The sequence below is a fragment of the Bradyrhizobium sp. WYCCWR 12699 genome, from assembly GCF_032144035.1.
GTDB lineage: Bacteria > Pseudomonadota > Alphaproteobacteria > Rhizobiales > Xanthobacteraceae > Bradyrhizobium.
Genome location: NZ_JAVTJN010000039.1, coordinates 1,754,532 through 1,781,223, shown reverse-complemented (window position 1 = coordinate 1,781,223; position 26,692 = coordinate 1,754,532). Strand labels below are relative to the sequence as shown.

Annotated in this window: 23 protein-coding genes; 13 read left to right on the top strand and 10 right to left on the bottom strand. The window is 65.1% G+C overall.

The annotated features are described in order from the left end of the window. The first annotated feature begins 53 nt into the window (after positions 1-53). Both RPS27_RS38960 and RPS27_RS38955 read left to right on the top strand, forming a co-directional pair. Positions 54-935 carry an NAD(P)-dependent oxidoreductase gene (locus tag RPS27_RS38960; RefSeq protein ID WP_313755084.1) on the top strand — a complete coding sequence of 294 codons (882 nt, stop codon included), beginning with the start codon at positions 54-56 and terminating at the stop codon, positions 933-935. An 8-nt stretch (positions 936-943) separates the two neighbouring features. Continuing rightward, the gene (locus tag RPS27_RS38955; protein ID WP_211419627.1) at positions 944-1,696 is read left to right on the top strand and encodes an IclR family transcriptional regulator; all 753 of its coding nucleotides are present in this window, start codon (positions 944-946) and stop codon (positions 1,694-1,696) included. A 1-nt stretch (position 1,697) separates the two neighbouring features. Here the strand turns inward: RPS27_RS38955 and RPS27_RS38950 are convergent, their stop codons facing one another. After that, positions 1,698-2,393 (bottom strand): GntR family transcriptional regulator, encoded by a 696-nt coding sequence (locus tag RPS27_RS38950; protein WP_211419626.1) that lies wholly within the window; start codon positions 2,391-2,393, stop codon positions 1,698-1,700. Between the two features lie 156 nt (positions 2,394-2,549). On the opposite strand from RPS27_RS38950, the gene tcuA reads away from it, so the two are divergent. Genes tcuA through tcuB form a run of 3 tightly spaced genes read left to right on the top strand, consistent with a single transcriptional unit; the run spans position 2,550 to position 6,100 of the window. After that, positions 2,550-3,941 carry an FAD-dependent tricarballylate dehydrogenase TcuA gene (gene tcuA / locus RPS27_RS38945; RefSeq protein ID WP_212068853.1) on the top strand — a complete coding sequence of 464 codons (1,392 nt, stop codon included), beginning with the start codon at positions 2,550-2,552 and terminating at the stop codon, positions 3,939-3,941. A 25-nt stretch (positions 3,942-3,966) separates the two neighbouring features. Beyond that, positions 3,967-4,995 (top strand): esterase, encoded by a 1,029-nt coding sequence (locus tag RPS27_RS38940; protein WP_212068854.1) that lies wholly within the window; start codon positions 3,967-3,969, stop codon positions 4,993-4,995. A gap of 4 nt (positions 4,996-4,999) precedes the next feature. Continuing rightward, on the top strand, positions 5,000-6,100 hold the full coding sequence (tcuB, locus tag RPS27_RS38935; protein ID WP_212068855.1) for a tricarballylate utilization 4Fe-4S protein TcuB: 1,101 nt from the start codon (positions 5,000-5,002) through the stop codon (positions 6,098-6,100). Positions 6,101-6,103: 3 nt separating this feature from the next. On the opposite strand, the gene RPS27_RS38930 is transcribed toward tcuB, so the two are convergent. Together RPS27_RS38930 and RPS27_RS38925 are read right to left on the bottom strand one after the other, a co-directional pair. Beyond that, positions 6,104-6,772: an alpha/beta hydrolase family protein gene (locus tag RPS27_RS38930; protein WP_212068856.1), complete on the bottom strand. Its 669-nt coding sequence runs from the start codon at positions 6,770-6,772 to the stop codon at positions 6,104-6,106. Positions 6,773-6,777: 5 nt separating this feature from the next. Beyond that, the gene (locus tag RPS27_RS38925) at positions 6,778-10,182 is read right to left on the bottom strand and encodes an acyl-[ACP]--phospholipid O-acyltransferase (RefSeq protein WP_313755083.1); all 3,405 of its coding nucleotides are present in this window, start codon (positions 10,180-10,182) and stop codon (positions 6,778-6,780) included. A 669-nt stretch (positions 10,183-10,851) separates the two neighbouring features. On the opposite strand from RPS27_RS38925, the gene RPS27_RS38915 reads away from it, so the two are divergent. Then, positions 10,852-11,472: a TetR/AcrR family transcriptional regulator gene (locus RPS27_RS38915; protein WP_212068911.1), complete on the top strand. Its 621-nt coding sequence runs from the start codon at positions 10,852-10,854 to the stop codon at positions 11,470-11,472. A 13-nt stretch (positions 11,473-11,485) separates the two neighbouring features. On the opposite strand, the gene RPS27_RS38910 is transcribed toward RPS27_RS38915, so the two are convergent. From RPS27_RS38910 to RPS27_RS38900, 3 genes are all read right to left on the bottom strand, one after another. Then, a complete protein-coding gene (locus tag RPS27_RS38910) occupies positions 11,486-12,793 on the bottom strand; it encodes a GGDEF domain-containing protein (protein WP_211419620.1) in 1,308 nt (435 codons plus the stop codon). A gap of 246 nt (positions 12,794-13,039) precedes the next feature. Then, the gene (pncB, locus tag RPS27_RS38905; RefSeq protein WP_194406391.1) at positions 13,040-14,344 is read right to left on the bottom strand and encodes a nicotinate phosphoribosyltransferase; all 1,305 of its coding nucleotides are present in this window, start codon (positions 14,342-14,344) and stop codon (positions 13,040-13,042) included. A gap of 78 nt (positions 14,345-14,422) precedes the next feature. After that, positions 14,423-15,343 (bottom strand): LysR family transcriptional regulator, encoded by a 921-nt coding sequence (locus RPS27_RS38900; RefSeq protein ID WP_194406392.1) that lies wholly within the window; start codon positions 15,341-15,343, stop codon positions 14,423-14,425. Positions 15,344-15,443: 100 nt separating this feature from the next. Between RPS27_RS38900 and pcaH the strand changes: the two genes are divergently transcribed. Both pcaH and pcaG read left to right on the top strand, forming a co-directional pair. Next, complete coding sequence (gene pcaH / locus RPS27_RS38895) at positions 15,444-16,232, top strand: protocatechuate 3,4-dioxygenase subunit beta (RefSeq protein WP_212068858.1); 789 nt, start codon at positions 15,444-15,446, stop codon at positions 16,230-16,232. A 3-nt stretch (positions 16,233-16,235) separates the two neighbouring features. Beyond that, a complete protein-coding gene (pcaG, locus tag RPS27_RS38890; protein ID WP_194406394.1) occupies positions 16,236-16,862 on the top strand; it encodes a protocatechuate 3,4-dioxygenase subunit alpha in 627 nt (208 codons plus the stop codon). A 5-nt stretch (positions 16,863-16,867) separates the two neighbouring features. Here pcaG and RPS27_RS38885 read toward each other — a convergent pair whose 3' ends face one another. Continuing rightward, on the bottom strand, positions 16,868-17,767 hold the full coding sequence (locus tag RPS27_RS38885; protein ID WP_212068859.1) for a helix-turn-helix domain-containing protein: 900 nt from the start codon (positions 17,765-17,767) through the stop codon (positions 16,868-16,870). 50 nt (positions 17,768-17,817) lie between these two features. Here RPS27_RS38885 and pobA point away from each other — a divergent pair, with 50 nt between their 5' ends. Further along, a complete protein-coding gene (gene pobA / locus RPS27_RS38880; RefSeq protein WP_212068860.1) occupies positions 17,818-18,990 on the top strand; it encodes a 4-hydroxybenzoate 3-monooxygenase in 1,173 nt (390 codons plus the stop codon). Positions 18,991-19,022: 32 nt separating this feature from the next. On the opposite strand, the gene RPS27_RS38875 is transcribed toward pobA, so the two are convergent. From RPS27_RS38875 to RPS27_RS38865, 3 genes are all read right to left on the bottom strand, one after another. Further along, on the bottom strand, positions 19,023-21,173 hold the full coding sequence (locus RPS27_RS38875; protein ID WP_212068861.1) for an adenylate/guanylate cyclase domain-containing protein: 2,151 nt from the start codon (positions 21,171-21,173) through the stop codon (positions 19,023-19,025). Between the two features lie 18 nt (positions 21,174-21,191). Continuing rightward, complete coding sequence (locus RPS27_RS38870) at positions 21,192-21,860, bottom strand: hypothetical protein (protein ID WP_211419615.1); 669 nt, start codon at positions 21,858-21,860, stop codon at positions 21,192-21,194. A 182-nt stretch (positions 21,861-22,042) separates the two neighbouring features. Then, on the bottom strand, positions 22,043-23,167 hold the full coding sequence (locus tag RPS27_RS38865) for an HD domain-containing phosphohydrolase (RefSeq protein ID WP_212068862.1): 1,125 nt from the start codon (positions 23,165-23,167) through the stop codon (positions 22,043-22,045). A gap of 258 nt (positions 23,168-23,425) precedes the next feature. Between RPS27_RS38865 and RPS27_RS38860 the strand changes: the two genes are divergently transcribed. From RPS27_RS38860 to RPS27_RS38845, 4 genes are read left to right on the top strand one after another with little or no spacing between them, the layout of a single operon-like run. Next, positions 23,426-23,749, top strand: a complete 324-nt coding sequence (locus tag RPS27_RS38860; RefSeq protein ID WP_212068863.1) for a lipid asymmetry maintenance protein MlaB — start codon at positions 23,426-23,428, stop codon at positions 23,747-23,749. Continuing rightward, positions 23,749-24,114 (top strand): response regulator, encoded by a 366-nt coding sequence (locus RPS27_RS38855; RefSeq protein ID WP_018317043.1) that lies wholly within the window; start codon positions 23,749-23,751, stop codon positions 24,112-24,114. The genes RPS27_RS38860 and RPS27_RS38855 overlap by 1 nt, the downstream gene beginning before the upstream one ends. Beyond that, the gene (locus RPS27_RS38850) at positions 24,111-26,204 is read left to right on the top strand and encodes a chemotaxis protein CheA (protein WP_211419612.1); all 2,094 of its coding nucleotides are present in this window, start codon (positions 24,111-24,113) and stop codon (positions 26,202-26,204) included. The genes RPS27_RS38855 and RPS27_RS38850 overlap by 4 nt, the downstream gene beginning before the upstream one ends. After that, on the top strand, positions 26,204-26,665 hold the full coding sequence (locus tag RPS27_RS38845; RefSeq protein ID WP_194406402.1) for a chemotaxis protein CheW: 462 nt from the start codon (positions 26,204-26,206) through the stop codon (positions 26,663-26,665). The genes RPS27_RS38850 and RPS27_RS38845 overlap by 1 nt, the downstream gene beginning before the upstream one ends. Positions 26,666-26,692: the final 27 nt, after the last annotated feature.

Here is a 26,692-nt window from a genome sequence, read left to right as displayed (position 1 = left end):
GCCGGGCGGAACCGCCATCCGCCCGGCCGCGGGATTTTGAGGGAGAGTACGGAATGTCCGGTTCAATCGGGTTCATCGGTCTCGGCGTCATGGGCGAGCCGATCTGTCGCAACCTGCTGCGCAAGAGCGGGCGAACGGTCCTTGCGTTTGACCTTGCCGCTGAGCCATTGGCGCGCATCGCGGCTGATGGTGCGACGGCGACGACATCGATCGCGGATGTCGTCGGCGGCAGCGAGACGATATTCCTGTGCCTGCCCAGCGCCAGGCACGTGATGTCGGTATTCGCCGGCATCTTGCCGGCCATCAAGCGCGGCCAGACCGTGATTGACCTCGGCACCTCTGACGTCGGTCAGACCCGGTCGTTCGCCGAGCAACTCGCCGCGAAGGGCGCGCTCTGGATCGATGCACCGATCGCGCGCACACGCCAGGCCGCGCAGGACGGCACCCTCAGCGTCATGGTCGGCGCGACGGCGGAGCAGTTCGCGGAGGTTGAGCCGCTGATCCGGCATTTCGCCACCGATGTCACACTCTGCGGCGGAACCGGCGCGGGCCAGATGACGAAGATCCTCAACAACATGGTGCTGTTCGAGACCGTCAACGCGCTGGCGGAGGCCGTCGCGCTCGCCAAGCACAGCGGCGTCGAGCCGAAGCTGCTGCTGGAGACGCTGTCGAAAGGCTCGGCGGACAGCTTTGCCCTGCGCAACCACGGCATGAAGGCGATTGTCGCCAAAGAGTTTCCGCTGCGGGCCTTCTCGACTGAATATGCCATGAAGGATCTCTCCTACGCGCTGGAGCTGGGTGCGCAGGCCGGGCTGAATCTGCGCGGCGCGGCGCTGATGCGCGAGATCTTCCAGGAGACGATCGACAAGGGCATGGGCGATGCGTATTTTCCCGTCATCGCAAAGCTGATCGATCCCTCCGGATTTCCTCAATAGGAGACGACATGCCTTCGCCCGGCGTCGCAGCCGTCGACCGCGCTCTCAGCATCTTGGCGGCGTTCGAAGATGCTCCGGAGCCGATGACGCTGGCCGAGCTCGCCCGGCGTACCAAAATGTACAAAAGCACGCTGCTGCGGCTGATGACGTCGCTGCAGGAATTCGGCTACCTCGTGCAATTCGCCGACGGTCGCTATCATCTCGGCCCGACGCCGTTCCGGCTCGGCGCGGTCTATCAGCGCAGCAACAACCTGCACGACCGGGTGATGCCGCTGTTGCGGCAGCTTGTGGCCGATGGGACCGAAAGCCCCTCGTTCCATGTGAGGCATGATGCCAGGCGCCGGCTGTGCGTCTTTCGCGTCGATTCACAGCATTCGACGCTGGACCGCGTCGAGGCCGGCATGCTGCTGCCGCTCGACCGCGGGGCGGCTGGCCGACTTATTCTCGCCTTCGACGGCGAGAAAGGCGAGGGCTATGACGAGATTCGCGAGGGCTGTGTCGCCATGTCCTTTGGCGAGCGTGATCCCGATTGCGCCGGGCTTGCCTGTCCGGTGTTCGGACCCGATGCCAGATGTGCCGGCGCCTTGTCGCTCTCCGGTCCGAAGCCGCGCTTCACGCGGGACAACATCAAGACGATGACGTCGCTATTGTTGAAGGCCGCCATCCGTCTGACGCGCGCTCTGGGCGGGCCGACCGAAGCTCTCGACGCCGCGCTGGCTGCGGCCGACGATGCGCGTCCAGCGCGCCGGGCACGACGATAGCCTACTGCTTCTGCAACAGTTTCAGCCGGCAGCGCAGCGCCTCGCCGATATGGGCGCGTGCAAGCTGCTCGGCCTTGTCGCCGTCGCGTGCTGCGATGGCCTCGATGATCGCCTGGTGCTCGCCATGGCTGGTCGAGGGGCGACCCGATACGGTGAAGGTGGTCGGACCGAGCAGGGCGATCCAGTCCTGCAATTCGCGCGAGGCGTTGTCGAGATAGCGGTTGCGCGCGGCGCGGCAGATCGCCTCGTGGAAGGCGCGGTTCAGCCTTGCCATGTCTCCTGCCATCTCCGCGGCGTTGGTCTCGGAGGCCTCGACGAAAGCCTGCTCGATATCGCTGAGCGCGTCGATCTCCGGCGTTGAGGCATGTTCGGCGGCGAGGCGCGCGGCGGCACCTTCCATGATCTCGCGCATGGCGTAGAGCTCGAGCACCTCCGAGATGTCCAGGTTGCGGACGATCACGCCGCGGCCGCCGGCGGGCTCGACAAAACCGCGTGCGGCGAGCCGGCCCAACGCTTCGCGAACCGGCGTGCGGCTGACCTTCAGCCGCTGGGCGACCTCTTCCTCGCGCAATCGGTCGCCGGCGCGGTAGCTGCCGGCCTGGAGCGCCTCGCAGAGCGAGCGGAACACGGCTTCGCCGAGCGCGACGCCCCCGCCACGCGTGATCGATCCGCCTGCCTTTGCCGGGCGTCTGGCCATTTGTCCTCGGAACGTAAAGCGCATCCTGCCCATGCGAAGATGGCGCTTGTCCCGCCAATGTATATCTTTGTATACAAAAGTACGCAATGGCGGCCTGGTTGACCGCGGCCGCCGGCGCGCAGAATGTCTCCAACTTCGTCGCATCGGGCGGACGGCATGAGCAGCAAATACGATGTGCTGGTGATCGGCGGCGGCAACGCGGCGCTGTGCGCGGCGATCGCGGCGCGGCGCGGCGGCGCGTCCGTGCTGGTGCTCGAAGGCGCGCCAAAGTTCTACCGTGGCGGCAACACGCGCCATACCCGCAACATGCGCTGCGCCCACGACGCGGCGACCGAAATCCTCACCGGCCCTTACACCGAAGAGGAGTTTTGGGAGGATCTGCTGCGCGTCACCGGCGGGCAGACCGACGAGGTGCTCGCCCGCCACATGATCCGGGAGTCCAAGGACATTTTGAACTGGATCGTCGAGCAGGGCGTGCGCTGGCAGCCTTCGCTCGGCGGCACGCTGAGCCTCGGCCGCACCAACTCCTTCTTCCTCGGCGGCGGCCGCGCGATGCTGAACGCGCTGTACCTGACCGCGGAGCGGCTCGGCGTCGATGTCGAATACGATGCCGAAGTCACCGATCTCGTGATCGAGGACGGCATGTTCCTGGCCGCGCGCCTCAAGCGGCCGGTCAAGGGTGCGACCGAGATCCGCGCGACCTCGCTGGTCGCTGCCGCCGGCGGGTTCGAGGCCAACATCGAATGGCTGAAGCAATATTGGGGCGAGGCCGCCGACAATTTCCTGATCCGCGGCACGCCCTATAATCGCGGCTCGATCCTGAAGATGCTGCTCGACAGGGGCGTGCAGGAGGTCGGCGATCCCACCCAGTGTCATGCGGTCGCGATCGACGCCCGCGCGCCGAAATTCGACGGCGGCATCATCACGCGGCACGACTCCGTCGTGTTCGGCATCGTCGTCAACAAGCACGCGCAGCGATTCTACGACGAAGGCGAGGACATCTGGCCGAAGCGCTACGCGATCTGGGGTCGGCTGGTCGCGGCCCAGCCCGATCAGATCGCCTACATCATCTTCGATTCCACGGTCGTCACCAGTTTCATGCCGACCTTGTTCCCGCCGATCGCCGGGCAAACAATTGCCGAGCTTGCCGGCAAGCTCGAGCTCGATCCGGCTGCGCTGGAAAAGACCATCACAGAATTCAACGCCGCGGTGCGGCCCGGCACCTTCGACCACACCATCCTGGATGATTGCGTGACCGAGGGCATCACGCCACCCAAGACCCACTGGGCGCGCAAGATCGAGACGCCGCCTTATCTCGCTTATCCGGTGCGGCCCGGCATCACCTTCACCTATCTCGGCACGCGCGTAACCAAAGAAGCGCGGATGCTGATGGCTGACGGCAAGCCCTCCGCCAACATGTTCGCGGCCGGCGAGATCATGGCCGGCAACGTGCTCGGCAAGGGCTATGCCGCCGGCATGGGCATGACTATCGGCAGTGTGTTCGGACGGATCGCGGGGCGGGAAGCGGCACGTCATGCGAAAAACTAGAACGAAGAAAAGTCAGGGAGGAACCATGTCGCGCATTGCCATCGCTTCGCTCGCGGCGCTGCTGATCGCAGGTTACGCCCACGCCGCCGAGCCGATTACCCTGCGCGACATGGGTTCGTTCCATGTCGGCGGGCGGCTTGTCGAAATCTCCGGCAAGCCCGTGAGGGAGGTCGTGTTCACGCCCGGCGGCGTGCCGGCCAAGGTCGATCCAAACGGCACCTACCAGGTCGAGCAGATGTACGTGCAATATTTCCTGCCGGCCAACGAGAAGGGCGCCTATCCGCTGCTGATGTGGCATGGCGGCGGACTGACCGGCGTCACCTACGAGACCACGCCGGACGGGCGCGAGGGCTGGCTGAACTACTTCTTGCGCAAGGGCTGGGCGGTCTACAATTCCGACGCGGTGGAGCGGGGACGCGCGGGCTGGGCGCAATACCCTGACATCTTCAAGGGCGAGCCGGTCTTCCTCACCACGGCCAATCCATTCGAGCGCTTCCGCATCGGCGAGGGTCCGGGCTCCTACGATCCCGATCCCGCCAAGCGAAAGCTGTTGCCGGGCAACCAGTTTCCGGTCGAGTTCTATGAGAACTTCGTCAAGCAGAACGTGCCGCGTTGGACCACGACGGATGATGCGACCGTCGCCGCCTATATCGCCGAGCTCGATCGCGTCGGCCCCTCGGTGATCCTGTTCCACAGCCAGGCCGGCAGCTTCGGCTTCAAGGTCGCGCAGGCCCGGCCCGACAAGGTCAAGGCGCTGATCGCGATCGAGCCAGCCGGCATCGGCGATCCCGCCAAGGCGGACGTGCTGAAGTCCATTCCGACCCTCATCATCTACGGCGACTATATCGAGCGCGATTCGCGCTGGCCCAAGATCCGCGCCAATGGCATCGCCTTTGCCGATGCCATCAAGGCGGCCGGCGGCAGCGTCGACGTCGTCGACCTCCCGCAGGCCGGCATCAAGGGCAATTCGCACATGGTGATGATGGACAAGAACAACCTCGAGGTCGCCGCCCTGATCCAGAAATGGCTCGAGGGCAAAGGCCTGACGAAGTAGCGCCATGCACGGAACCAGAATTCTGGACGAAACCGACCGCCTGATGACGGTCTGCAATTCCTGCCGCTATTGCGAGGGACTTTGCGCTGTGTTTCCCGCCATGGAGATGCGCCGCGCCTTCTCCGACGGCGACCTCAATTATCTCGCCAATCTCTGCCATGGCTGCGGCGCCTGCTATGTCGACTGCCAATTCTCCCCGCCGCACGAATTCAATGTCAACGTGCCGAAGACGCTCGCGGTCGCGCGCGCCGAATCCTATGCGGCCTATGCCTGGCCGGGCGCGCTGTCCGGCGCTTTCGCCCGCAACGGGCTCGTCATCAGCATCATCGCTGCGCTCAGCATGGCGGCCTTCATCCTCGGCTTCGCTGCCCTCAATGATCGCAACGTGCTGTTCGGTGTGCACACCGGTCCCGGTGCGTTCTACAGACTGATGCCGCACAACGCGATGGCCGCATTGTTCAGCGTTGCCTTCCTCTATGCTGTGCTTGCCATGGTCATGAGCGTGCGCGCCTTCTGGCGCGACATCGGTCCGCCCATCGGCGGCCGCGCCGACGGCGGCTCGATCTTCCAGGCGATCCGCGACGCCGGTGAGCTGCGCTATCTCCATGGCGGCGGGGTCGGCTGCTACAACGAGGACGACAAGCCGACCGACCGGCGCAAGCTCTATCACCACCTGACGTTCTACGGCTTCATCCTGTGCTTTGCCGCGACGTCGGCGGCGACGCTTTACCACTATCTGCTCGGCCGCGAGGCGCCGTATCCGTGGTGGGACCTGCCGGTGGTGCTGGGCACGCTCGGCGGCATCGGATTGATCGTTGGCCCGATCGGTCTGTTCACGGCCAAGATGCGGCGCGATCCAGCGTTGCTCGACGAGTTCAGTTACGGCATGGATGTCGGCTTCATCGCCATGCTGTTCCTGACCGGGCTCACCGGCATGCTGCTCCTCGTCCTGCGCGAGACCGCCGCCATGGGCCCGCTGCTCGCGCTGCATCTCGGCGCGGTGTTCGCGCTGTTCGTCACCATGCCCTACGGCAAATTCGTGCACGGCATCTATCGCTTCGCGGCGCTGGTGCGCTATGCGCAGGAGCGACGGACGGCAGCGTGACGGTTAGCGGGCGCGGAAGCGGCCGTCGCGCAGGAAGGCGATGGTCTGTTCGATCGCGCCGGCGTCACGTGGAAGCCGGGTATGCGATGCCCTGATGACGATATGATCGGCCATGCCGGCCAGCATTGAGCTCTGGACCGACACCCGCCCGTCATTCGGCCTCGGCAGAATCAACAGTCCGGCGACGGGATCGATGAAACGGCTCCCCGCAATCACGCCGACGGGATAGTCCACGGCTGGCAGGGCGTCCGGCCGGGTCGCTGTCGTGAGCTCGAGCCCGGCGGGCCCATAGAATGCGCGGTAGAGCCGGGATCCGCTGAGGACATCGGCGACCTCGCTGCCGCCGTTCGGCGTACCCAGCATCACGACGCCGGCAAGCTGGGCCGGCCGGTGTCTTGCGATATAGGCGCGCGCCACGAGGCCGCCCATCGAATGCGCGACGAAGTGCAGCGGTGCGTCGCGCTCGGCGAAGCGGGCGATCGCCGGGTGGATGTCGTCAGCAAGCGCCGTGATCGGCTTCTTGCGGCTGGAATAGTCGATATTCAGCGTTGCGAAGCCGGTCGCACGGAGCGCCCGTTCCAGCCTGTTCAGGGATGCCGAGGTCCGCGCGATTCCGTGAAGCAGAACCACTCCCGGGCATCGCGCATCGCCTGATCGCGGCGCCTCGTGCATCTCTCCTACGCCACCTCGCGCTCCGGCGCGGAGGCTTGCCCGCGTGCCATCGTCGTTGCGGTGACATAGTCGGTCTTGCCGGTGCCGAGCAGCGGCACCTTGTCGACCACCATGATCGCCGCGGGCACGGTCAGCTCGGACGCGCCGATCGCCTTGGCCTGGCCCTGCATCGCGCTGCGCTCGGCACCCTTCTCCGTCGTCAGCAGCACGATGCGCTCGCCCTTGCGCTGGTCGGGGATCGACACGGCGACCGATCCGGCCTGCGGCCACAGCGTGGCCGCGATGGCTTCGACCGCGGACAGCGAGACCATCTCGCCTGCGATCTTGGCAAAGCGCTTGGCGCGGCCCTTGATGGTGATGAAGCCGGCGGCGTCGATCGCCACGATGTCGCCGGTGTCGTGCCAGCCCTCGGGAAGCTTTTCGAGCACGCCGGGATTCTCGGCCCTGAGGTAACCAAGCATCACGTTCGGCCCGCGTACCGAGAGGCGGCCGCCTTCCTCGATGCCGGGGACCGGATCGAGGCGGCTTTCCATCAGCGGCGAGAGGCGACCGACGGTACCGGGGCGATTGGCCATCGGCGTGTTCATCGCCAGCACCGGCGCCGTCTCGGTGACGCCATAGCCTTCGAGGATGCGGATGCCGTAGCGCTCCATGAACACTTGCCGGGTGCGATCCTTGACCGCTTCGGCGCCGGCGATCACGAGGCGCAGCGTGCGGAAGTCGTAGGCGTGCGCCGAGCGGGCATAGCCGGTAAGGAACGTATCGGTGCCGAACAGGATGGTGGCGCCGGTCTGGTAAATCAGCTCGGGCACGATCCGGTAGTGCAGCGGCGAAGGGTACATGTAGATCGGAATGCCCGCGAGCATCGGCATCATCATTCCGCCCGTGAGGCCGAACGAGTGGAACACCGGCAGCACGTTGAACACCTTGTCATTGGCGTTGGCATCGACCCGCGCCAGCGCCTGCGCCGCGTTGGCGAGGATGTTGCGGTGGGACAGCACCACGCCCTTGGGAGTGCCTTCCGAACCCGACGTGAACAGCACGACGGCGGGATCGTTGGCCTGGCGGACGACGCGGGGCGTCGTGCCGGCGAGCAGGCCCTTGATCTTGTCGGCCAGGCCGATCGAGGCGCGGACGTCTTCGAGATAGACCACCCGCGCTTCCGCGGAGATCGCGGCCATCAGCTTGTCGAGCTTGCCCTTCTCGATGAACGCCTTCGAGGTCAGCACGGTCTTGACCTGCGCGGCCTTCATGGCGGCGGTCACGTTGACCGGGCCGGCGGAGAAGTTGAGCATCGCCGGCACCCGGCCGATGTTCTGCAGCGCCATGAAGACGACGGCGACGCCGGCGGAATTCGGCAGCAGCACGCCGACATTCTCGCCGACGGCTGTCCCGTCCTCCAGCTTGCGGCCGAGGACCTGCGCGCCGAGGATCAGCTTGCGATAGGTCAGCTTGGTGCCGAGCGCATCCTCAATGATGACCTTGCCGGTGTCGCGGTCGCGATAGGCGTGTCCGAGCGCCTCGAACAGCGAGTGGTCGAGCATGGCGTTCTTCACCATGGCATCGATCATCACGTCCTGGAGCGCGGCACCGGCGGCATTGCGGCGCGCCTTGCCCTTCAGCGCGGCATCGACCGGAAGCTTGACCGGCGGCAGGATCGTCACCGTCACCCGCGGAAACCACGAGCGCTTGATCTGGCTGGAATTGAGGTAGCTGAGATGCGAGCGCTGCGCGCCTTCGATGCGCACCGGCACGACCACGGCGTCGGCCTTGTCCGCGATCATCGCGGTGCCGTCATAGACCTTCATCAGCGAGCCGGAGACGGTGATGCGTCCTTCCGGGAAGATCACCACGGGCTCGCCGGCGGCGACGAGCTTGATCAGGTCGCGGGCGGCCAGCGGCTTGGTCGGATCCATGGTGTAATGCTTGACGACGCGCAGGAACGGCTTGGCCCACCAGGCCTTGGCGATGCCGGTGTCGACCGCGAAGCTGGCATCGATCGGCAGCACGGCGTGCAGCAGCGGACCATCGATCAGGCTGACATGGTTCGGCGCGATCAGCATCCGCGTGCCCGGGGGCGGCAGGTTTTCGAGGCCGCGGACCTCGGTGCGGAACAGCGCGCGGAACAGGAGGCCGCCGAAATCACGCACGCCTTCCTTGCCCCATTTGGTCAGCACGAACCACACGGCGCCGAAGCTGGCGACGCCGAGGCCGAAGAAGATCCAGCCGACATGAAGGCCGGCCGCCTGCAGCAGCGCGACGAACAGCGAGCCGACCACCATGAACGCAGCCTGCAGCACATTGCCGGCGGCGATGATACGGGCGCGCTCGTTGGGCGCCGACCAGGCCTGCACGGCGGCGAAGGAGGGGACGACGAACAGGCCGCCACCGAATGCGAAGGCGACGAAATCGGCCAGCATGCGCAGGCCCGCGAACGAGGTCGCGAAACCGGACGCGGTGATGTCCTGGCCCTTGGCGGTCACGGCGATCGCGAAGGCGAGGTCGAGGCCGGCAAAGCCCATGATGATCGCGCCGATCGGCACCAGCGCGAGGTTCGGGCGAACGTGGCTGAGGCTGGCTGCGAACAGCGAGCCGATGGCGATGCCGATCGCGAAGATCGCAAGGCACAGCGTCACCACGCCCTCGGTGCCGCCGACGACCTCCTTGACCAGCGCCGGCAGCAGCGACAGCACGATGGCGCCGACCAGCCAGAACCAGGAGACGATCACGGTGCCGTCCCACAGCCGATGGTCGGCGTGCAATGTCCTGAGCAGGCTCACCGTCGAGGTCCAGGGATTGGTATCGACGGGCAGATCGGGCGCGGAGGGCGTGGTCTGCGGAATGCGGGACGCGAACGCCCAAGACAGCAGGGCCAGCACGACCACGGCCGATGCGACCCAGCCCATATGCGCGGAGCCGGCGACGAACTGGCCGCCGGCGACGGTGCCGAGCAGGATGGCCATGAAGGTCGCGCCCTCGACCAGCGCATTGCCCGTCGCGAGCTCGCCGAGCTCGAGCTGGTCCGGCAGCATGGCGTATTTCACAGGCCCGAACAGCGCGGCGATGACGCCGAACAGGGCGAGTGCTGCGAACAGGAGCGGTACCGAGTGCATGAAGAAGCCGGCGGCGGCAAAGCCCGCTGCGAAGATCTCGGCGAATTTGAGCCGCCTTGCGACGACGGATTTGACGTATTTGTCGGCGAGCTGGCCGCCGAGCCCGGACAGGATGAAATAGGGGAAGATGAAGACGGCGCCGGCCACCGTCACCAGCGCATCGCCGTGCCCGGTCGCGGCACTGTAGAGCAGAATGATGACAAGCGCGTTCTTGAGCACATTGTCATTGAGCGCCGAGAAGAACTGCGCCCAGAACAGCGGCGCAAAGCGGCGTGACGACATCAATTCCCTGATCATGACTAGTCCTGTTTTGGAAAGGCAGCCTGAGGTTGTTACGTTGCCGGTGAGGCGTCACGACCGGAAGCGCATGGGGTTAAGCAAATTGCACGGCGAGAATGTCGCCGGCCTGCTTTGTCCCCTCGGTTCCTCCGATCCTGTTGGTCTCCAATTGGTCTCGTTAGGTTCGCAATTATCTGATCGCGGCCGCGTCAGCCGCGCTGGGCCGGATATGGCCCGGGTCATGATGAAAACCTGAACCGCATCACGGTGGCCAGCGGGATCGACCGCGAATGTCGGGACATGGTGAGTCCTTCCTTGCGACCTGATCCGGGATTCGGGCTGAACCTGGGGTCCATGGCTGCACGCGTCTCAGGTCAGATGGGAGAGGCAGCGAAACGGCGAGCAGCGGCCAAGAAGGCTGAACTTGCGCCCTTCGAGACGCGCACGATCGCGGCTGGCCCGCCACATCCGGAAGGCTGCCCGACGTTCCGCGAGCACGCCGGCGACGTCGCAGGCGTTGGCGATGCGATTGATCGGGCCCATGGCGAACCGCAGCAAGGCCCGGCCGGAGCCAGTCACGAGGGCGGCAGCGTCATCGACGAAGGTGGTGGCGATATCAACAGCAAGGGTTTGCATTTTGCAGGTCTCCGGGTTAATTTGAACAATGTTCACATGAGTAGCTTGAAAATGAACAATGTTCAAGAAGAATCGCTGCGAGACCGCAAAAAAAATCGGCGGCGGCTCCAGATCCTGGAGATCGCCCGCGGCATCATCGCGACTAAAGGCCTGAGATCATTGAAGGTTCGCGATGTTGCGGAGGCCGCCGGCTGTTCCGTCGGCAGCGTCTATAACGAGTTCGGCGACTTTGACGGCGTGATCCTGACCGTCAATCGGGAGACCGTTCAGGCCCTCACGGCCCGGCTCCGCGAGGTTCCGGACAAGGACCCGGTGCGGCAACTGTACGGACTTGCCGGCACCTATCTTGAGTTCTTCGCCGAGCACGCCAATCTGCTGCGCTCATTGTTCGAGCACCGGATGGAGGACGATCGTCCTTATCCCGACGACATCCTGCAGATGGTGATGGATGCTTTCGCGCTGATGCATCCGCCCCTGGTGCGGCTATTGCCGGATGCGGACGACGTGAAGATCGCGCTGCTGTCGCGCACGCTGTTCTCCGCCGTGCACGGCATCATCTCGCTCGGCCTCGAGGAGCGCATGGTGGCCGTGCCGCCGCAAATGCTTCGTCAGCAGGTCGAGCAGTTCATCGACGTGCATCTCGCGGGTCTCGGGATTCCGTCTGTGCGGTGAGGGGCGGCCAGCCTCAGGCCCGAGCCGCTTCGCGCGGCCGGGCTGCAACGAGGACGACGTCCGGTTTTCCGCCGTCGACCTGAACGCGGTTGCGTCCCTTCTCCTTGGCGCGATAACACGCGGCATCCGCGCGGCGCATTGCGTCCTCGAGCGTGGTGGCGCTGTCGGCGATGCAGGCGACACCGATGCTGGCGGTCACCGCAAAGCAACGATCGTCCCAGGCGAAGGTGAACAGCTCCAGCGCTCGCCGCAGCCGTTCGGCGATATCGACCGCGCTCGCGGGCGGGCACTGCGGCAGGATCAGGCCGAATTCGTCGCCGCCCAGGCGCGCCACCAAATCGTGCGGACGCCGGTCCTGTTGCAGGAGACACGAGATCTGGCAGAGCAGGCGGTCGCCGGCAAGGTGACCGCAGCTGTCGTTGACGTTCTTGAACTGGTCGAGGTCGAGCAGGATCAGGCTGAGCGAATCGGCCGCGGCAACGTCGAGCTCGCTTTGCAGCCGCGCCTCGAAGGCGCGGCGGTTGGACAGGCCGGTCAGCCAGTCGTGCGAAGCCTGCCACGCCAGGCGTTCCTTCTCTTCATGCAACGCGTCTTCGAATGCCTGTCGTTGCAGCACCAACCGTCTTGTGTGCCAGACCAGGAGCAGGATCAGCGTCGCCGCGGTGACGATGTTGATGCCGGTCAGCGTCAACTTGATGGCGCGGGAGCCTTCCCCGAGGACGGTCGAGAACCGGTTGGCATGCACCGTGAACTGGGCGTTGAGCTCGGAGAGGCGTGACGACAGCACTTGCAGGCGGCTCGCGTCCCGAACCGGACCGTTCTTCCACTCGGACCGGATGACCTCGCCGAAGACGCTGAGCTCCAGCAGCATGGGATCGGTCGCCGTCCACTCGCGGATCGCTTCCTGCAGGAAGCTGACGCGGTTGAAATAGCGAAACAGCCAGATCAATCCCGGAACGTCGTCGGGATGATTGCCGCCTTGCAGGAAGCCGATGCGCGCGGCCTCGAGGTCGACCGGATCGCGCTCGAGGGCCCAGCGTGCGAACTCGTCGCCGATGGGAACGGCGAGCGAGGCCTGATACTGCGTGAACTGGCTGGCGTCGCCGGAATGCAGATAGAGATTGAGGAAATAGACGGCGTTCTTTTGCGAACGCGACCACAGCGCTTCGCCCGCGACATAGGCGCGGACCGAAGACATCACCTCGAGGCTGAATCCCGCGATCGCCGCCTGGAGCACGACGACCATCACGAAAGGCGAGACGAGCTTGATGACGTGAAGGAAGCTGCCTCCCTTCCTCGACGTCGCTGTTTTGCGAAACACCCTGCCGTTCCCCAAATCGCGCAAAGCCCCCAGCGGAGCGCTACGCCTGCAACGCGAAGTAGAAGCGACGGTTGCTTAACTCGACCTGAAAAGCGCGAAAGTCTGAATCGCAGGGTGAAGGCGTCGTGAAATGAATGCCTGCAGATCGCTTCAAATGCCGGCAAATCGGAACCGGCGCGGTATCGGAAAACGAATACCTCGCATTCGTCGTGTCCGGTTTACCGATGAAGAGCGCTGGGTTCGCGACTAGACCAGCACCGGCTTGCGCACGCGGCCGGCGTCGCCGAACACGCGCAGATATCGCTCGATCTCCGAGGGCATGCCGGTCGCCTTCTCCGGATTGTCGGAGAGCTTGACTGCGGGGCGGCCGTCGACCGACGACACCTTGCAGACCAACGAGATCGGATCGAGGTTGAACGAGCCGTCCGGCGTGCAGCCGACGAAGTCGTTGGTGAGATTGGTGCCCCAGCCGAAGGAGAGCCTGACGCGACCGGTGAAGTGATGATAGGTCTCCTCGATCGAGCCGACATCCATCGCGTCGGAAAAGACCAGCAGCTTGTCCCTGGGGTTGCGACCCTTCTTCTCCCACCAGGCGATGATCTCCTCGCCGGCCTGGATCGGCGGCGCGCTGTCGGGCCGGAAGCCGGTCCAATCGGCGACCCATTCCGGTGCATCGCGCAGGAAGGCTTTTGTGCCGAAGGCATCGGGCAGTGCGATGAGGAGGTTGCCGCCATAGGTCTGGCGCCATTGGTCGAGAATGCGATAGGGCGCCCAGCGCAATTCCTCGTCGTCCTTGGCGAGCGCGGCCGCGACCATCGGCAGCTCATGCGCATTTGTGCCGATGGCCTCGAGATCATTGTCCATCGCCAGCAGCACGTTGGAGGTGCCGATGAAGGAGGAGCCCAGGCCTTCCTTCACCGCCTCCACGCACCAGCGCTGCCAGAGGAAGCCGTGACGGCGGCGGGTGCCGAAGTCCGAGAGCCGGAGGTTCTCCAGCTTGCGAAGACGCTCCACCTTGGTCCAGAGCTTGGCCTTGGCGCGGGCATAGAGCACGTCGAGCTCGAAGCGGCCGCGGCCCTTGATCGCGGCGCGCGAGCGGAGCTCGTTGAGGATCGCGAGCGCCGGAATCTCCCACATCGAGGTGTGGGTCCACGGTCCGTGGAAGTGCAATTCGTACTGGCCTTCGACCTTGCGCAATTCGTATTCGGGAAGGCGGAATTCGGCCAACCAGCGGATGAAATCCGCCGAGAACATGTGGGTCTTGCCGTAGAAGGTGTTACCGGCCAGCCAGATCAGCTCCTTCTTGCTGAAGCGGATGGTGCGGGCATGGTCGAGCTGGGCGCGCAGCTCGCCCTCGTCGATGATCTCGGCGAGCCGCACATGGCGCGAGCGGTTGATGACCGAGAAGGTCACCTGCTGATCCGGGTAGTCCTCCCGAATCATCTGCAACATCAATAGTTTGTAGAAGTCGGTATCAAGCAGGCTGCGGATGATGGGATCCAGCCGCCAGCTGTGATTGTAGGTCCGGCTCGCAATGTCGGTCACTGTCATGGGGGAATTCTAGCGTGGCGGCCCGCGCGCAACCAGTGGATTTGGCGAGGGCTGGTCTTCCGAAAGACGGTATCGCTATCAGGCCCTGGCGGCTGTTGCTGCGACCGTCTCGAGCTGGCTCCTGACCCAGCGATGGGCCGGATCTTTCTGATAGCGCTGGTGCCACACCATGAACATCGGCAGCTCCGCCAGCGTGCGCGTGCGGGACGCCAGCGGAATGCGTGTTTGCGCGAAATCGCGCATGATTCCGGACGCCAGCAGGCTCGGCATGCTCGCCAGCATCTGCGAGCCGCGCAGGAAGGACGGCACGCCGGAAAAGCTCGGCACCGAGATCGCGATGTCGCGGTGAAGACCGCCAGCCGCCAGCCGGCGGTCGAAGTCGAGCCGCTCGTTGTCGGTATAGACGACGGTAATGTGGCGCGCCGCGAGATAGGCACCCCGGCTGGTGGGCGCGGCGCGCGACTTGGGATCGTAGTAGCAGACGTAATGATCGCTCAAGAGGCGCTTCTGCACGATGTCGACGCCGGATGGCGGCAGCGGGGTGATCAGGAGATCACAGCGGTTCTCGCGCAGCATCGCGGGCGAGGGCGATTGCGAGGGGATCACGCGCAGGTTCAGGCTCTTCACCTGTGCGGCGACATGGTCGAAGAACCGTGGCAGCAGCAGGTCGCGCTGGAAGTCATTGGCGGCGATCGTCAGCGAAAGCTGCGCGCGTGGCGGCTCGAACGTGACACCGCCGGCAAAGCTCCGCATCTCGTCGATCAGCGCGCGTGCCTTTGCGGCGAGGGCCTGCGCATGCGCGGTGGCGACGATGCCGCGGCCGGATTTCGCGAACAGCGGATCGCCTGCGATCCGCCGCAGCTTGTTCAGGGCGTGGCTGACCGCCGATTGCGTCAGGCCGAGCCGGGTTGCCGCCGCGGTGACCGATCCCTCCTCAAGCACGGCGAGGAACAGTTCGAGCGCGTGGCCGTCGAGCGCCAAATGATCGATTTCTTTCATGCAATATATTATAATCGATCTATTTATCCGGGGAATAGACCGGACCATGATCTCCCGATAAGCCGCGCGTCCGGATCGGACGCCCCCAGGGAGAGACACGATGAATGCCCAGGCGCCAGCCTTGCGGGATCCCCGCCTCAACCGTCCCGAGCCCCTGACGCCGCCGCTCGGCGACGGCGGCTTCTTCCAGCGCGACCGCTCCATCCATCCGCCCGCGCACGCGCCGGGCTATAAATCCTCGGTGCTGCGCTCGCCGCGCCAGGCGCTGCTGTCGCTCGAAAACTCGGTCTCGGAGATCACCGGGCCGGTGTTCGGCCATAACGATCTCGGCCCGCTCGACAACGATTTGATCCGCAACTACGCCAAGGACGGCGATCCCGTCGGCGAGCGCATCGTCGTGCACGGCCGCGTGGTCGACGAGACCGGCCGCGGCGTGCCCAACACGCTGGTCGAGTTCTGGCAGGCCAATGCCGGCGGCCGCTACCGGCACAAGAAGGACACCTATCTGGCGCCGGTCGATCCGAATTTCGGCGGCTGCGGCCGCGCGCTGACCGACGATACCGGCTATTACTATTTCCGCACCGTGAAGCCGGGGCCCTATCCCTGGCGCAACTACGTCAACAGCTGGCGCCCCGCCCACATCCATTTTTCCGTGTTCGGTTCGGGCTTTGCGCAGCGGCTGATCACCCAGATGTATTTCGAGGGCGATCCCCTGATCCCGATCTGTCCGATCCTGACGACGATCCCGGACAAGGATGCGCTCGATCGCCTCGTGGCGCCGCTCGACCTCAACGCCTCGACGCCGTTCGACTCGCTCGCCTACCGCTTCGACATCGTGCTGCGCGGCCAGCGCTCCACCTATTTTGAAAATCGCACCGCGGGGAACTGAGCCATGCCGCAGCCGCTCAACTATCTCAAGGAAACCGCCTCGCAGACCGCGGGTCCCTATGTTCATATCGGACTGATCCCGGCGATGGCCGGCTTCGACATTTTCGAGAAGAACTTCTCGAACGTGCTGACGACGCCGAGCACCGAAGGTGAGCGCATCACGCTGGAAGGCAGGGTGCTCGACGGCACCGGTACGCCGCTGCGCGACGTGCTGCTCGAGATCTGGCAGGCCAATGCGAGCGGCCGCTACAATCATCCGGCCGATCGTTCGGCCGGCGCGCTGAGTGAGGAGTTTCGCGGCTGGGGCCGCGCAGGCTCCGATTTCGAGAGCGGCCTCGTGACGTTCGAGACCATCAAGCCGGGCGCGATCACCGACAGAGCGGGACGCAAATGCGCGCCGCATGTCAATGTCTGGATCGTCGCGCGCGGCATCAATATCGGCCTCAACACGCGGCTCTATTTCTCGGATGAAGAGGCCGCCAACGCCGCCGACCCCGTACTCAATTTGATCGAACAGCCGTCCCGGCGCCAGACCCTGATCGCAAAACGGACCGAGCGCGGCGGCAAGATCGTGTATTCCTTCACGATCAATCTGCAGGGGCCGGAGGAGACGGTGTTCTTCGATGTGTGAGGCCGCTAGGTCTCTTCGCCATGGAGCTGCGCGCGGAAGGCGCGCGGCGACACGCCCGTAGCGGCAGTGTAGACCCGGCTGAAATAGGCGGGGTCTTCGAAGCCGAGCGTGTAGGCGATCGTCGACACCGGCAGATTGGTATAGACGAGGTTGCGCCGCGCCTCGCGGATCAGCCGGTTGAGGATCAGGTGCGAGGCGGTGTCGCCGGTCGCTGCCCGCGTGATGCGATTGAGATGCGTCGGTGTCACCGCCAGCGCCTCGGCGTAGTCCGCCACGCTCCAGCGCTCCAGATGATGCTGCTCCAGCAGCGCCTCGAAGCGGCGGAACAGACTTGATTCGACCGTGCCATTGCCGCCGCTCTCGCTGGTGAGCGCGCGCGCCACCAGCCCGATCATGGCGGACGACAGCGCGCGCAGCACATGCGCGCGGCCGAAATCGCGCGCGGCGTGTTCGGCGAAGATCTGCTTCATGGTGGTGCGGATCTGCGGTGTGCCGCGGACCACGGCCGAGCGCGACAGCGCGGCGCGCAGGCCCTCGGCGGCGAGCAGCGCCTCGTCCAGAATTTCCGCGGCGATGGTCAGCACCCATCCTTGCGTATCGGGCACGAAGCGGAAGCCGTGGACGTGGCCGACCGGCACGTTGACGATCTGCATCGGCTTCAACGGCACCACGCGTCCATCCAGCGTTGCTTCGCCGCCGCCGCGCTCGATCAGCAGCACCTGGTGCAGCCGGGCATGCCGGTGCACGGCCAGGGTCCAATCGTGCAGCACCGAGCGGGACGCGATGGTCTCGCAATGCACGACGTCGGGCAAATCGCCGGACTCGCCGAACAGGTTGTAGATCCGGATCGCGGGGGCTGCGGCTCTCATGTTCGAATAGTACAAGACAATGGCGAAACCCTCCATCGGTCCGCGGCACTAAATCTGCAAAAAAGTGCCGACGGGAGGACGCAAGAATGAAGGTTCAGGTCTGTATCATCGGCGGCGGGCCGTCGGGGCTGCTATTGTCCCAGCTCCTGCACCTCAAGGGCATCGACACGATCGTGCTGGAGAAATACAGCCGCGACCACGTGCTCGCCCGGATCCGCGCGGGCGTGCTCGAGCATGGCTTCGCCAAGTTGATGCGCGAGGCGCAGTGCGGCGAGCGGATGGACCGCGAGGGCGAGATTCATACCGGCTTCGAGATCGCCCATGACGGCGTGCTGTCCAAGATCGACCTGCACAAGCATTCCGGCGGCAATTCGGTGCTGGTCTACGGCCAGACCGAGCTGACGCGCGACCTCTACGAGGCGCGGGACCGCCTCGGCGGCAAGGTCGTGCACAATGCGGAAGACGTGATGCCGCACGATCTGACGTCGGACCGGCCCTACGTAACCTACCAGTCGAACGGCGCGACGATCCGCATCGATTGCGACTACATTGTCGGCGCCGACGGCTTTCACGGCGTCAGCCGCAAGTCGATCCCGAAGGACGTTCTGCGCGAATATGAGAAGGTCTATCCGTTCGGCTGGCTGGGCGTGCTGTCGCGCACCAAGCCGGTGTCGCCCGAGCTGATCTATGCGAAGCACGAGCGCGGCTTTGCGCTGTGTTCGCTGCGCTCCCAGGTGCTCAGCCGCTACTACATCCAGGTGCCCTTGACCGACAAGGTCGAGGACTGGAGCGACGATGCATTCTGGACCGAGCTGAAGTGCCGCCTGCCGGGCGAGGTCGCCGGCAATCTGGTCACGGGGCCGTCGATCGAGAAGAGCATCGCGCCGCTGCGCAGCTTCGTCGCCGAGCCGATGAGCTATGGCCGGCTGTTCCTCGCCGGCGATGCCGCCCACATCGTGCCGCCGACAGGCGCACGCGGACTGAACAGCGCCGCATCCGACATCTACTATCTCTACCACGCTCTGCTCGCGCATTATCAGAGCGGCGATGATGCCGGCCTCAAAGGCTATTCGGCCAAGGCACTGGCGCGGATCTGGAAGGCGCAGCGCTTCTCCTGGTGGATGACGATGCTCCTGCACCGCTTTCCCGACCGGCTCGACTACGAGGATCGGCTGCAGCAGACCGAGCTGGACTATCTGCTCTCCTCCGAGACGGCGCAGCGCCTGCTCGCGGAGAACTATGTGGGACTGCCGTTCTAGGGTAATGGCGTCGGCGCGCTTGGCTCGCTACGTCACTTCCCTTCCAGCGTATTGACCGGTGTCCAATCTGTTGGCGGCGGACTCGCAGCGAATGCCTGCGCGCGCCTGGCAAACAGCGCCGACGCCGGATCGGTCCCCGCCATCCGCCCGAATGCGTCAGCCGCTTCCGCAAAATCCCGCGCGCGCCAGCAGGCGAGCCCGTCGGCATAGGCGGCGGCCAGCTTCGTCCGATCGGCGCTCTCCGCGCCCCTGGCCGCCAACGGCTCGAACACCTTGATCGCCTCGCCGCGGCCAAGCACCCTGATCGCGTCGAGCTCGCGCCAGGCGAATGTATCGCCGGTCTGCACCATCGTCGTTTCGGAGGCCATGATCGCGGTGCCGTAATATTTGTTGGCGCCCTCGAGCCGCGAGGCGACGTTCACGGTGTCGCTCATCACGGTATAATTGAAGCGGCGGCGCGAGCCGATATTGCCGACGACGGCCTCGCCACTGTTCAGCCCGATGCGATGCGACAGGCCGTGGCCGGCGAAGGCAGGGTGGCCGGCGTTGAGCTCCGCCAGCGTCTCGTGGCACCTCAGCGCAGCACGAACCGCGTTCGTGGCGTGGGCGGGATCGTCGGCCGGCGCGCCGAACATGGCGACGATGGAATCGCCGATATATTTGTCGACATAGCCGCCGTGGCTTTGGATGACGTCGGTCATGGCCGACAGATATTCGTTCATCAGCGTCACCAGTTCGACCGGCGTCATGGCCTCGGCGATGGACGAGAAGCCGCTGAGGTCGGAGAAAAACATGGTGACGTTGCGCATCTCGCCGCCGAGCGCCGGCATCTTGCCGGATGCGACCATGGTCTCGATGACTTCGGGCGCGAGATAATAGGCAAAGCTCCTGCGCAGGAAGCGCTCGTCGCGATCGGCCAGCACGAAGCGGTAGCCGATCATCGAGGCGAGGGCTGCAAGGCTCGCGAGCGCAGGCTCGGCGAGCGGCAGCGCCGTCGCATGAACGAAGACGCCAACGGCCATTGCGGTGTAAACGGCGGTGAGGACGAGCCAGACGGCCAGCGCACCGGTCGGCACGAGAATCGAGGCTGCGCAGGCAATGAGTGCGGCGAACACGATCGTGAGAATGGTCGGCATCGGAAAGCCGAGCTCGGTGACGGCGTCGTGCTCCATCAGGTTCCGGACCGCGGTCGCGTGGACGAACACGCCTGCGACGTCGCTGCGGGCTTTCTGCGGCGCGCTTGCCGGCGCGGGCAGGGCGCATCGTGCGGCCGGCGTTCCGTCATGGCCGCCGGACAGGCGCATCGAGGTGAGCTTGCGGTCCTCGAAATTCAGCACCGTCCCAAGCAGCACGACCTTGCCGTCGAACGCGCGGCGGAAGAAATCGCGGTCGCCCTTTTCAAGGCAGGCGCGCAGGTCAGCGAAGGAGAAGGTCGGGATGTCGCGTCCCAGCCCCCGGAAATTGAGCGCCATCGTATTCGGCACTGCGCTCGGGATCGCGTAGCCGGACAATTCGGTCGCGCCGGAAAGCGCAATCCCGGGCTTTGCACCGGTGGCGCGCGCGGCGAGCTCGACCGCCATCGCGGGGACCGGCCGCCCTTCGATGGCAAAGCTCAGCGGCATGCGCCGGATGACGTCGTCGTGGTCGGTGTGGACATTGAGCGCCCGGACGGTGTTGCGCACGGCCACTTGCTGGGCGCGGTAGGGCACTTCCGGATGGTCGTTGCTGAGGATTTCGCCGAGCACCAATTTGCCGCCGTCGGAGATTTGCCGCAGCGCGATCAGATAGTCCCGATCGAAACCTTTCATGCGGCCGCCGAGGGCGGTGTCGCCAAAGGGAATCTCCGACTGCTCGATCGAGTTCTTGAAGATGACGTCGAAGCCGATCACCTTGGCGCCGCCTTCGGTGATGCTGTTGAGCACCCGGCCGATCTCGCGGGTCCAGGTCTGCGTCGGCGATCCCTGGAAGGGCGGTGTCTCGTAGGTCTCATTGTCGATCGCGACGACGACGACGGGCGATGTCGCGGGATCGCGGCGGTCGCCGATGATCCTGCCGCGCAGCGCCGTGAGGATGTCGAGCGAGAGGCCTTGCAGGACCTGAAGCGGCGGGGACGTGAAGATCGCGCCCGCAACGAGCGCAATCAGAACCGCTGCAACGATGTCCCGTCCCCCGATCCGCCGCATCGCCCCGTCGCTAGGCCGCTATTCGAGCCGCAGCAGGCGGCCGATGATCGGGGTCGGCGATGCCGTGGCGCTGGCGTCGACCTGGAAGGTGTAGCGCTTGGAGCCGAGGCTTGCGAGATAGCTGCCGCCCGGGGTCAGTGATTTCCCGGCCTTGGCGAAATCATAGAACTTGCCACGGGTCATGACGTCGCTCTTGAGCGGCACGCTGATCGTGGGCTCCTTGCCGTCGGTGCGCTCGATCACCAGCGTGCTGCCGCTCTTGGCCTGAACGATCGGCGCGACGCCGTAGATCGTCGGCAGTTTGGACGGAGCGGCCTTGGCATCGGACCGCATGGTCCGGAACGTGGTTGCGGCACTCTGATTCGCTTCGCGTTCGGAGAGCTGGGCCGCCTTGGTGTCGCAGGGCACCTTGGCGCGTTGCACGTCGCCGAGCTGCACGGTGCTTTGCTCGGCGCCGACCAGCACGACGCCTTCGCTGATCGTCTCGCGCAGGCAGGATTTGAGATAGCTGAGCGTAATGCTGGCCTTGGGTCCGAGCTTGATGATCTTGCCCGCCGCGACATAGTCCATGAATTCGACGCCGTCGACCTTGCCTTGCACATCCTCGACGATCGCGGCAGGGGTCTCCGCCAGGGCGGGGGCCGCAACACAGAATGCGCCGACAGCGGCGCCGATCAGGCTTTTCATGGGAATTCTCATCCAGTTCGACCGACGTATGACCGGTCCCCGTCCTGGTTCGATGCTTAGCAGCACGGCGTCCAGGCAAGTGTGACCAGAATCACTCTTTTTCGTTGGTGCCACTCTAGCAGGAACAGGTTCAACCCGGCGACCGGAGAAACCGGAGCCGCGGCAAGCCGTTGGTCGAACAGTCAGGCGGCCGGGACGGCTTCGGCCGGATCGTTCTCCGCTGCCCTCTCTATATCGGCAACGGGCGCGGCTTCCGCCGTCTGAAACGGCGTCGCCCGTTGCCCCGCGGCGATCTCCACCACCTCGCTCCAGCGCGACAGGAACGCATCCACGCAGGCCGGGTCGAATTGCCGTCCCTGATTCTCGATCAGGTAATGGCGCGCCGTCTCGAGCGGCATCGGCTCCTTGTAGGGGCGTCGCGTCGTCAGGGCGTCGAACACGTCGGCGACCGCGACGACGCGTGCGGCAACCGGGATTTCGTCTGCCTTGAGGCCGTTCGGATAGCCCGCGCCGTCCCATCGCTCATGATGACCTGCGGCAATTTGCGCACCGAGCTGGATCAGCTCGCAGCCGGAATCGGCCAAAATCCGTTCGCCGATCGTCGCATGCGTCCGGATCACCGCCATCTCTTCGTCGGTGAGCTTGCCGGGCTTGAGCAGGATATTGTCGGGTATCGCGACCTTGCCGACGTCGTGCAGCGGCGCGGCGAGATAGATGTCGCGGCAGAGCCGGGCCGGCAAGCCGAGCTGCTCGGCGATGATGCGGCTGTAGCGGGCGACGCGCAGCGTGTGCTCGCCGGTGTCATTGTCGCGGTATTCGACCGCGAGGGCGAGCCGCAGGATGATCTCCTCCTCGCGCTCGCCGAGCTTTCGTGTCGCTGCTGCGACTTCACTCGCCAGATGCGCGGCACGATCGCTGAGCTTGCGTACGGCTGCACCAAGCTGAACCAAATTCCGCAGGCGCACGGTCATCTCGACGCTTTGCGGCGCCTTGGGCAGGAAATCGGTTGCACCGGCCTGCAGCGCTTCCATCTTGACGTCGTCGGTCTGTCGCGAGGTGATCATCGCGATCGGGATGTCGGCACAGCCGGGCAGGGACCGGAAGACGCGGATGAAGCTGATGCCGTCCATATGCGGCATCTCGTAGTCGACCAGCACGAGGTCGAAAACGCGCTCACGCGCGCAGGTCAGCGCTTCCACGGGATCGAGGAAGGTCGTGGCTTCGACCAGACCTTCGGCCTCGATGTGACGTTTCAGGAAGTTGAGGACGGAGCGGCTGTCGTCAACCAGGAGCGCTTGGGTCAGCATGAAGGGGCCGGGCTCTCTTCGCTGGCAAAGGCAGGAACTCATGCATACGCGTGCCAATTTAACGCGAAGCAAATACGCGCCACGCGGCGCATCACTCGCCATAGGGCGCACGTAGTTTCACGGAGCTGTGCACGTCTGCATGCACTTGCGCGAATTCCGAGAGAATGTGACCCGTAGTTGTACGGACCACTCCGTTAGGAGTTTGCTCATTTGATTCACGTCAAACGTGTATCGGAATTTAGCAGAGGCGGGGCAGCGATGGCGCTCAATCCGACGGAGCCGAAGTGGTCGTTGCGGTTGCCCGCCGATTGCAGCATAGCGGCCATTCGCAGTGTCTATGATCTCATTCGCGAGGCGTTCGGCCGCCAGCAGCGGCTCGAGATCGACTGCTCGAACGTCGACAAGGCCGACGTCACCTCGATCCAGCTTCTGCTGTCGACCGCCAAGACGGGCGAGGCCCAAGGCCGCCCGGTGGTCCTCACCTCCTTCTCCCAGTCCCTGCGTAACACCCTTCGCCGCGCCGGCTTCGCCAGCGAGGCGATGATCGATCAGCATTTCCTGCAAAAGAAAGATGGCACCTAATGGCCACGATTCTCACGGTCGACGATTCCCCAAGCATCCGGCAAATGATCAAGGTCGTGCTCGAGCCGGCCGGTCATAGCGTGATCGAGGCCGGCGACGGTGCGCAAGGGCTCGCCAAGGCGCAGGCCGGTAAGCTCGATCTCGTGATCACCGACCTCAACATGCCCGTCATGAACGGGCTGGAGCTGATCCGGGCGCTGCGCAAGCTGCCGAGCGCGGTCGGCATGCCCATCGTGTTCCTGACGACCGAATCCAACGACACGGTGAAGCAGGAAGCCAAGAGCGCCGGCGCCACCGGCTGGATCACCAAGCCCTTCAAGCCCGAGCAATTGCTGGCCGTGGTCGGCAAGCTGGTGCGCGCATGAGCGCGATGGACCCGACCGAGATCTTCCGTCAGGAAGCCGCCGAGCTCTTCGAAGTTCTTGAAGGAGCCCTGCTCGATCTCGGTCTGCGTCCCGATGACCGCGAACTGGTCGATTCCGCATTCCGCGCCCTGCATACGATCAAGGGCTCGGGCGCCATGTTCGGCTTCGACAAGGTCGCCTCCTTCACCCACGAATTCGAGACCGCGTTCGACCGCGTCCGCAAGGGCGAGATCAGGCCGACGCAGGAGCTGATCTCGGTCGCGCTTGCCGCCAAGGACTATATCCGCGCGCTGATCGAGGATCCCCAGTCGACCGACGACGTCATCGGCGAGGCCATCCTCGACGACCTCAAGCGCTTCGTCACGGCCGACCAGCCTGCCGCTGCGGTCGTCGCGATCGCCGAGGCGCCGCCGCTGGCCCCGGCCGAGAGCAAGCAGGCCGGCTGGCACCTCTACCTGGAATTCGAATCACACATCCTGCGCAACGGCTCGAACCCGCTCGACCTGCTGGAAGATCTCTGCAAGCTCGGTCCCTGTTTCGTCGTGCCCGTCACCGACGGCATTCCGCTGCTCGACGAGATGGAGCCGGAAGACTGCTATCTGAAGTGGGACGTCAAGCTGCACGCGGCCTGCGACAAGGACGCGATCGACGACGTCTTCATGTTCGTCCAGGACGAGATGAAGCTGACGCTCTCCCCGCTCGCGCAGGCCGAGGCGCCTGCGCCTGCGCCGCTGTTCCAGTTGCTCGACGAGGAGCCGCTCGTCGTCGAGATGGCTGCGCCGGTGGTCGAGCCCGCGCTCGTCGTCGAACAGCCGGTCGCAAAGGCGGAAGCTGAAGTCGCGCCCGAATCGAAACCCGAGATCAAGCGTGAGGCGGCGCCCGCGCGCCGCGAGGACGCCAAGCAGGATCGCGGCATTGCCACCGTTCGCGTCCAGGCCGAGCGCCTCGACGAGTTGATGGACCGTGTGGGCGAGCTCGTCATCGCGCAGGCGCGCCTGAGCCAGCTCGCTTCGTCCGGCTCCGACCTCTCGATCAAGATGATCGCCGAGGAAATCGAACGTCTCGCCTCGTCCTTGCGCGATACCACGATGGGTGCGCGCATGGTGCCGATCGGCTCGCTGTTCGGCCGCTTCCGCCGCCTGGTGCACGACCTGTCGCGCGATCTGTCGAAGCCGGTCGAATTCGTCACCACGGGCGAGGACACCGAGCTCGACAAGACCATGATCGAGTGTCTCGCCGATCCCCTGGTCCACCTGATCCGCAACGCCATCGATCACGGGATCGAGGATACGGCCACGCGCTCCGCCAACGGCAAGACCGAGCAGGGCCGCATCGAGCTGGCCGCCGTTCACTCCGGCGCGCAGGTGCTCGTCACCGTGAAGGACAATGGCGGCGGCCTCAATACCGCGCGCATCCGTGCGAAAGCGGAAGAGCAGGGGCTGATCGCCGCTGGCGCCGTGCTCACCGATCACGAGATTCATCAATTCCTGTTCCACCCCGGCTTCTCGACCGCGCAAACCATCTCGGCCTTGTCCGGCCGCGGCGTCGGCATGGACGTGGTCAAGCGCACCATCGAGAACATGCGCGGTTCGATCGACCTCTCGACGAGGCCCGGCCAGGGCACCACGGTGACGTTGCGCCTGCCGTTGACGCTCGCGATCATCGAGGGCCTCCTGATCCGCGTCGGCGAGGGCCGCTACATCATTCCGCTGTCCGCGGTCGAGGAATGCATCGAGCTGACCGCCGAGGACGAACGCTCGCGCGGCCGCAACTTCCTCAACGTGCGCGGCAATCTCGTGCCCTTCCTCCGGCTGCGCGAGATCATGACCGCATCCGGTGCGCCCGACCAGCACCAGAAGACCATCATCATCTCGACCGGCGAGACCCATGTCGGTCTCGTCGTCGACCAGATCATCGGCAACCACCAGACCGTGATCAAGTCGCTCTCCAAGCTGCACTCGGACGTCACGATCTTCTCCGGCGCGACGATCCTGGGTGACGGTACGGCGGCGCTGATCCTCGACGTCGCCCAGCTCGTCGCGTTGGCGCAGTCGAAGGTCGAAAAGCAGCATATCAGCGAGGCGGCGTGATGAACGATGGTTTGACTGGCGAGCGTCAGACGGGCGCGATGCAGGTCGTGATGATCGGTCTCGGCGAGGAAAAATTCGCTCTCGATGCCGGCCTCGTCCGCGAGATCATCGACCCCGTTCCCGTGACCAAGGTCGCCGGCGCGCGGGCCTTCGTTCCCAGCGTGATCAACGTGCGCGGCAACGTCATTCCGCTCGCGGACCTGCGCATCCGCTTCGGCATGCCGCAGCTCGACGACTCCGCCGACACGCGCATCGTCGTCATCGAGCTCGAGTTGGACGGCGAGCCGGTTCTGGTCGGGGTCACCGCCGACAAGGTCTACGAGGTCACGGAAATCTCGCAGACCGACGTGCAGCAGACGCCGCGCGTCGGCATGCACTGGAAGCCGGAGTTCATTCGCTTCATTGCGAAGTGGCGTGAAGAGTTTGTCATCGTTCCGAACATGGAACGCATCTTGAACTGAAAATCGGTCTCGATGACCGTGGGCTTG

Coding starts and splice junctions, on each gene's coding strand:
- RPS27_RS38915 (WP_212068911.1), top strand. CDS start 10,852: ATGAACAATGTTCAAGAAGAATCGCTGCGAGACCGCAAAAAAAATCGG.
- pobA (WP_212068860.1), top strand. CDS start 17,818: ATGAAGGTTCAGGTCTGTATCATCGGCGGCGGGCCGTCGGGGCTGCTA.
- pcaG (WP_194406394.1), top strand. CDS start 16,236: ATGCCGCAGCCGCTCAACTATCTCAAGGAAACCGCCTCGCAGACCGCG.
- RPS27_RS38850 (WP_211419612.1), top strand. CDS start 24,111: ATGAGCGCGATGGACCCGACCGAGATCTTCCGTCAGGAAGCCGCCGAG.
- tcuB (WP_212068855.1), top strand. CDS start 5,000: ATGCACGGAACCAGAATTCTGGACGAAACCGACCGCCTGATGACGGTC.
- RPS27_RS38870 (WP_211419615.1), bottom strand. CDS start 21,860: ATGAAAAGCCTGATCGGCGCCGCTGTCGGCGCATTCTGTGTTGCGGCC.
- RPS27_RS38960 (WP_313755084.1), top strand. CDS start 54: ATGTCCGGTTCAATCGGGTTCATCGGTCTCGGCGTCATGGGCGAGCCG.
- RPS27_RS38930 (WP_212068856.1), bottom strand. CDS start 6,772: ATGCACGAGGCGCCGCGATCAGGCGATGCGCGATGCCCGGGAGTGGTT.
- RPS27_RS38955 (WP_211419627.1), top strand. CDS start 944: ATGCCTTCGCCCGGCGTCGCAGCCGTCGACCGCGCTCTCAGCATCTTG.
- RPS27_RS38875 (WP_212068861.1), bottom strand. CDS start 21,173: ATGCGGCGGATCGGGGGACGGGACATCGTTGCAGCGGTTCTGATTGCG.
- RPS27_RS38900 (WP_194406392.1), bottom strand. CDS start 15,343: ATGAAAGAAATCGATCATTTGGCGCTCGACGGCCACGCGCTCGAACTG.
- RPS27_RS38885 (WP_212068859.1), bottom strand. CDS start 17,767: ATGGAGGGTTTCGCCATTGTCTTGTACTATTCGAACATGAGAGCCGCA.
- RPS27_RS38925 (WP_313755083.1), bottom strand. CDS start 10,182: ATGATCAGGGAATTGATGTCGTCACGCCGCTTTGCGCCGCTGTTCTGG.
- RPS27_RS38845 (WP_194406402.1), top strand. CDS start 26,204: ATGAACGATGGTTTGACTGGCGAGCGTCAGACGGGCGCGATGCAGGTC.
- RPS27_RS38940 (WP_212068854.1), top strand. CDS start 3,967: ATGTCGCGCATTGCCATCGCTTCGCTCGCGGCGCTGCTGATCGCAGGT.
- tcuA (WP_212068853.1), top strand. CDS start 2,550: ATGAGCAGCAAATACGATGTGCTGGTGATCGGCGGCGGCAACGCGGCG.
- RPS27_RS38855 (WP_018317043.1), top strand. CDS start 23,749: ATGGCCACGATTCTCACGGTCGACGATTCCCCAAGCATCCGGCAAATG.
- pcaH (WP_212068858.1), top strand. CDS start 15,444: ATGAATGCCCAGGCGCCAGCCTTGCGGGATCCCCGCCTCAACCGTCCC.
- pncB (WP_194406391.1), bottom strand. CDS start 14,344: ATGACAGTGACCGACATTGCGAGCCGGACCTACAATCACAGCTGGCGG.
- RPS27_RS38860 (WP_212068863.1), top strand. CDS start 23,426: ATGGCGCTCAATCCGACGGAGCCGAAGTGGTCGTTGCGGTTGCCCGCC.
- RPS27_RS38865 (WP_212068862.1), bottom strand. CDS start 23,167: ATGCTGACCCAAGCGCTCCTGGTTGACGACAGCCGCTCCGTCCTCAAC.
- RPS27_RS38950 (WP_211419626.1), bottom strand. CDS start 2,393: ATGGCCAGACGCCCGGCAAAGGCAGGCGGATCGATCACGCGTGGCGGG.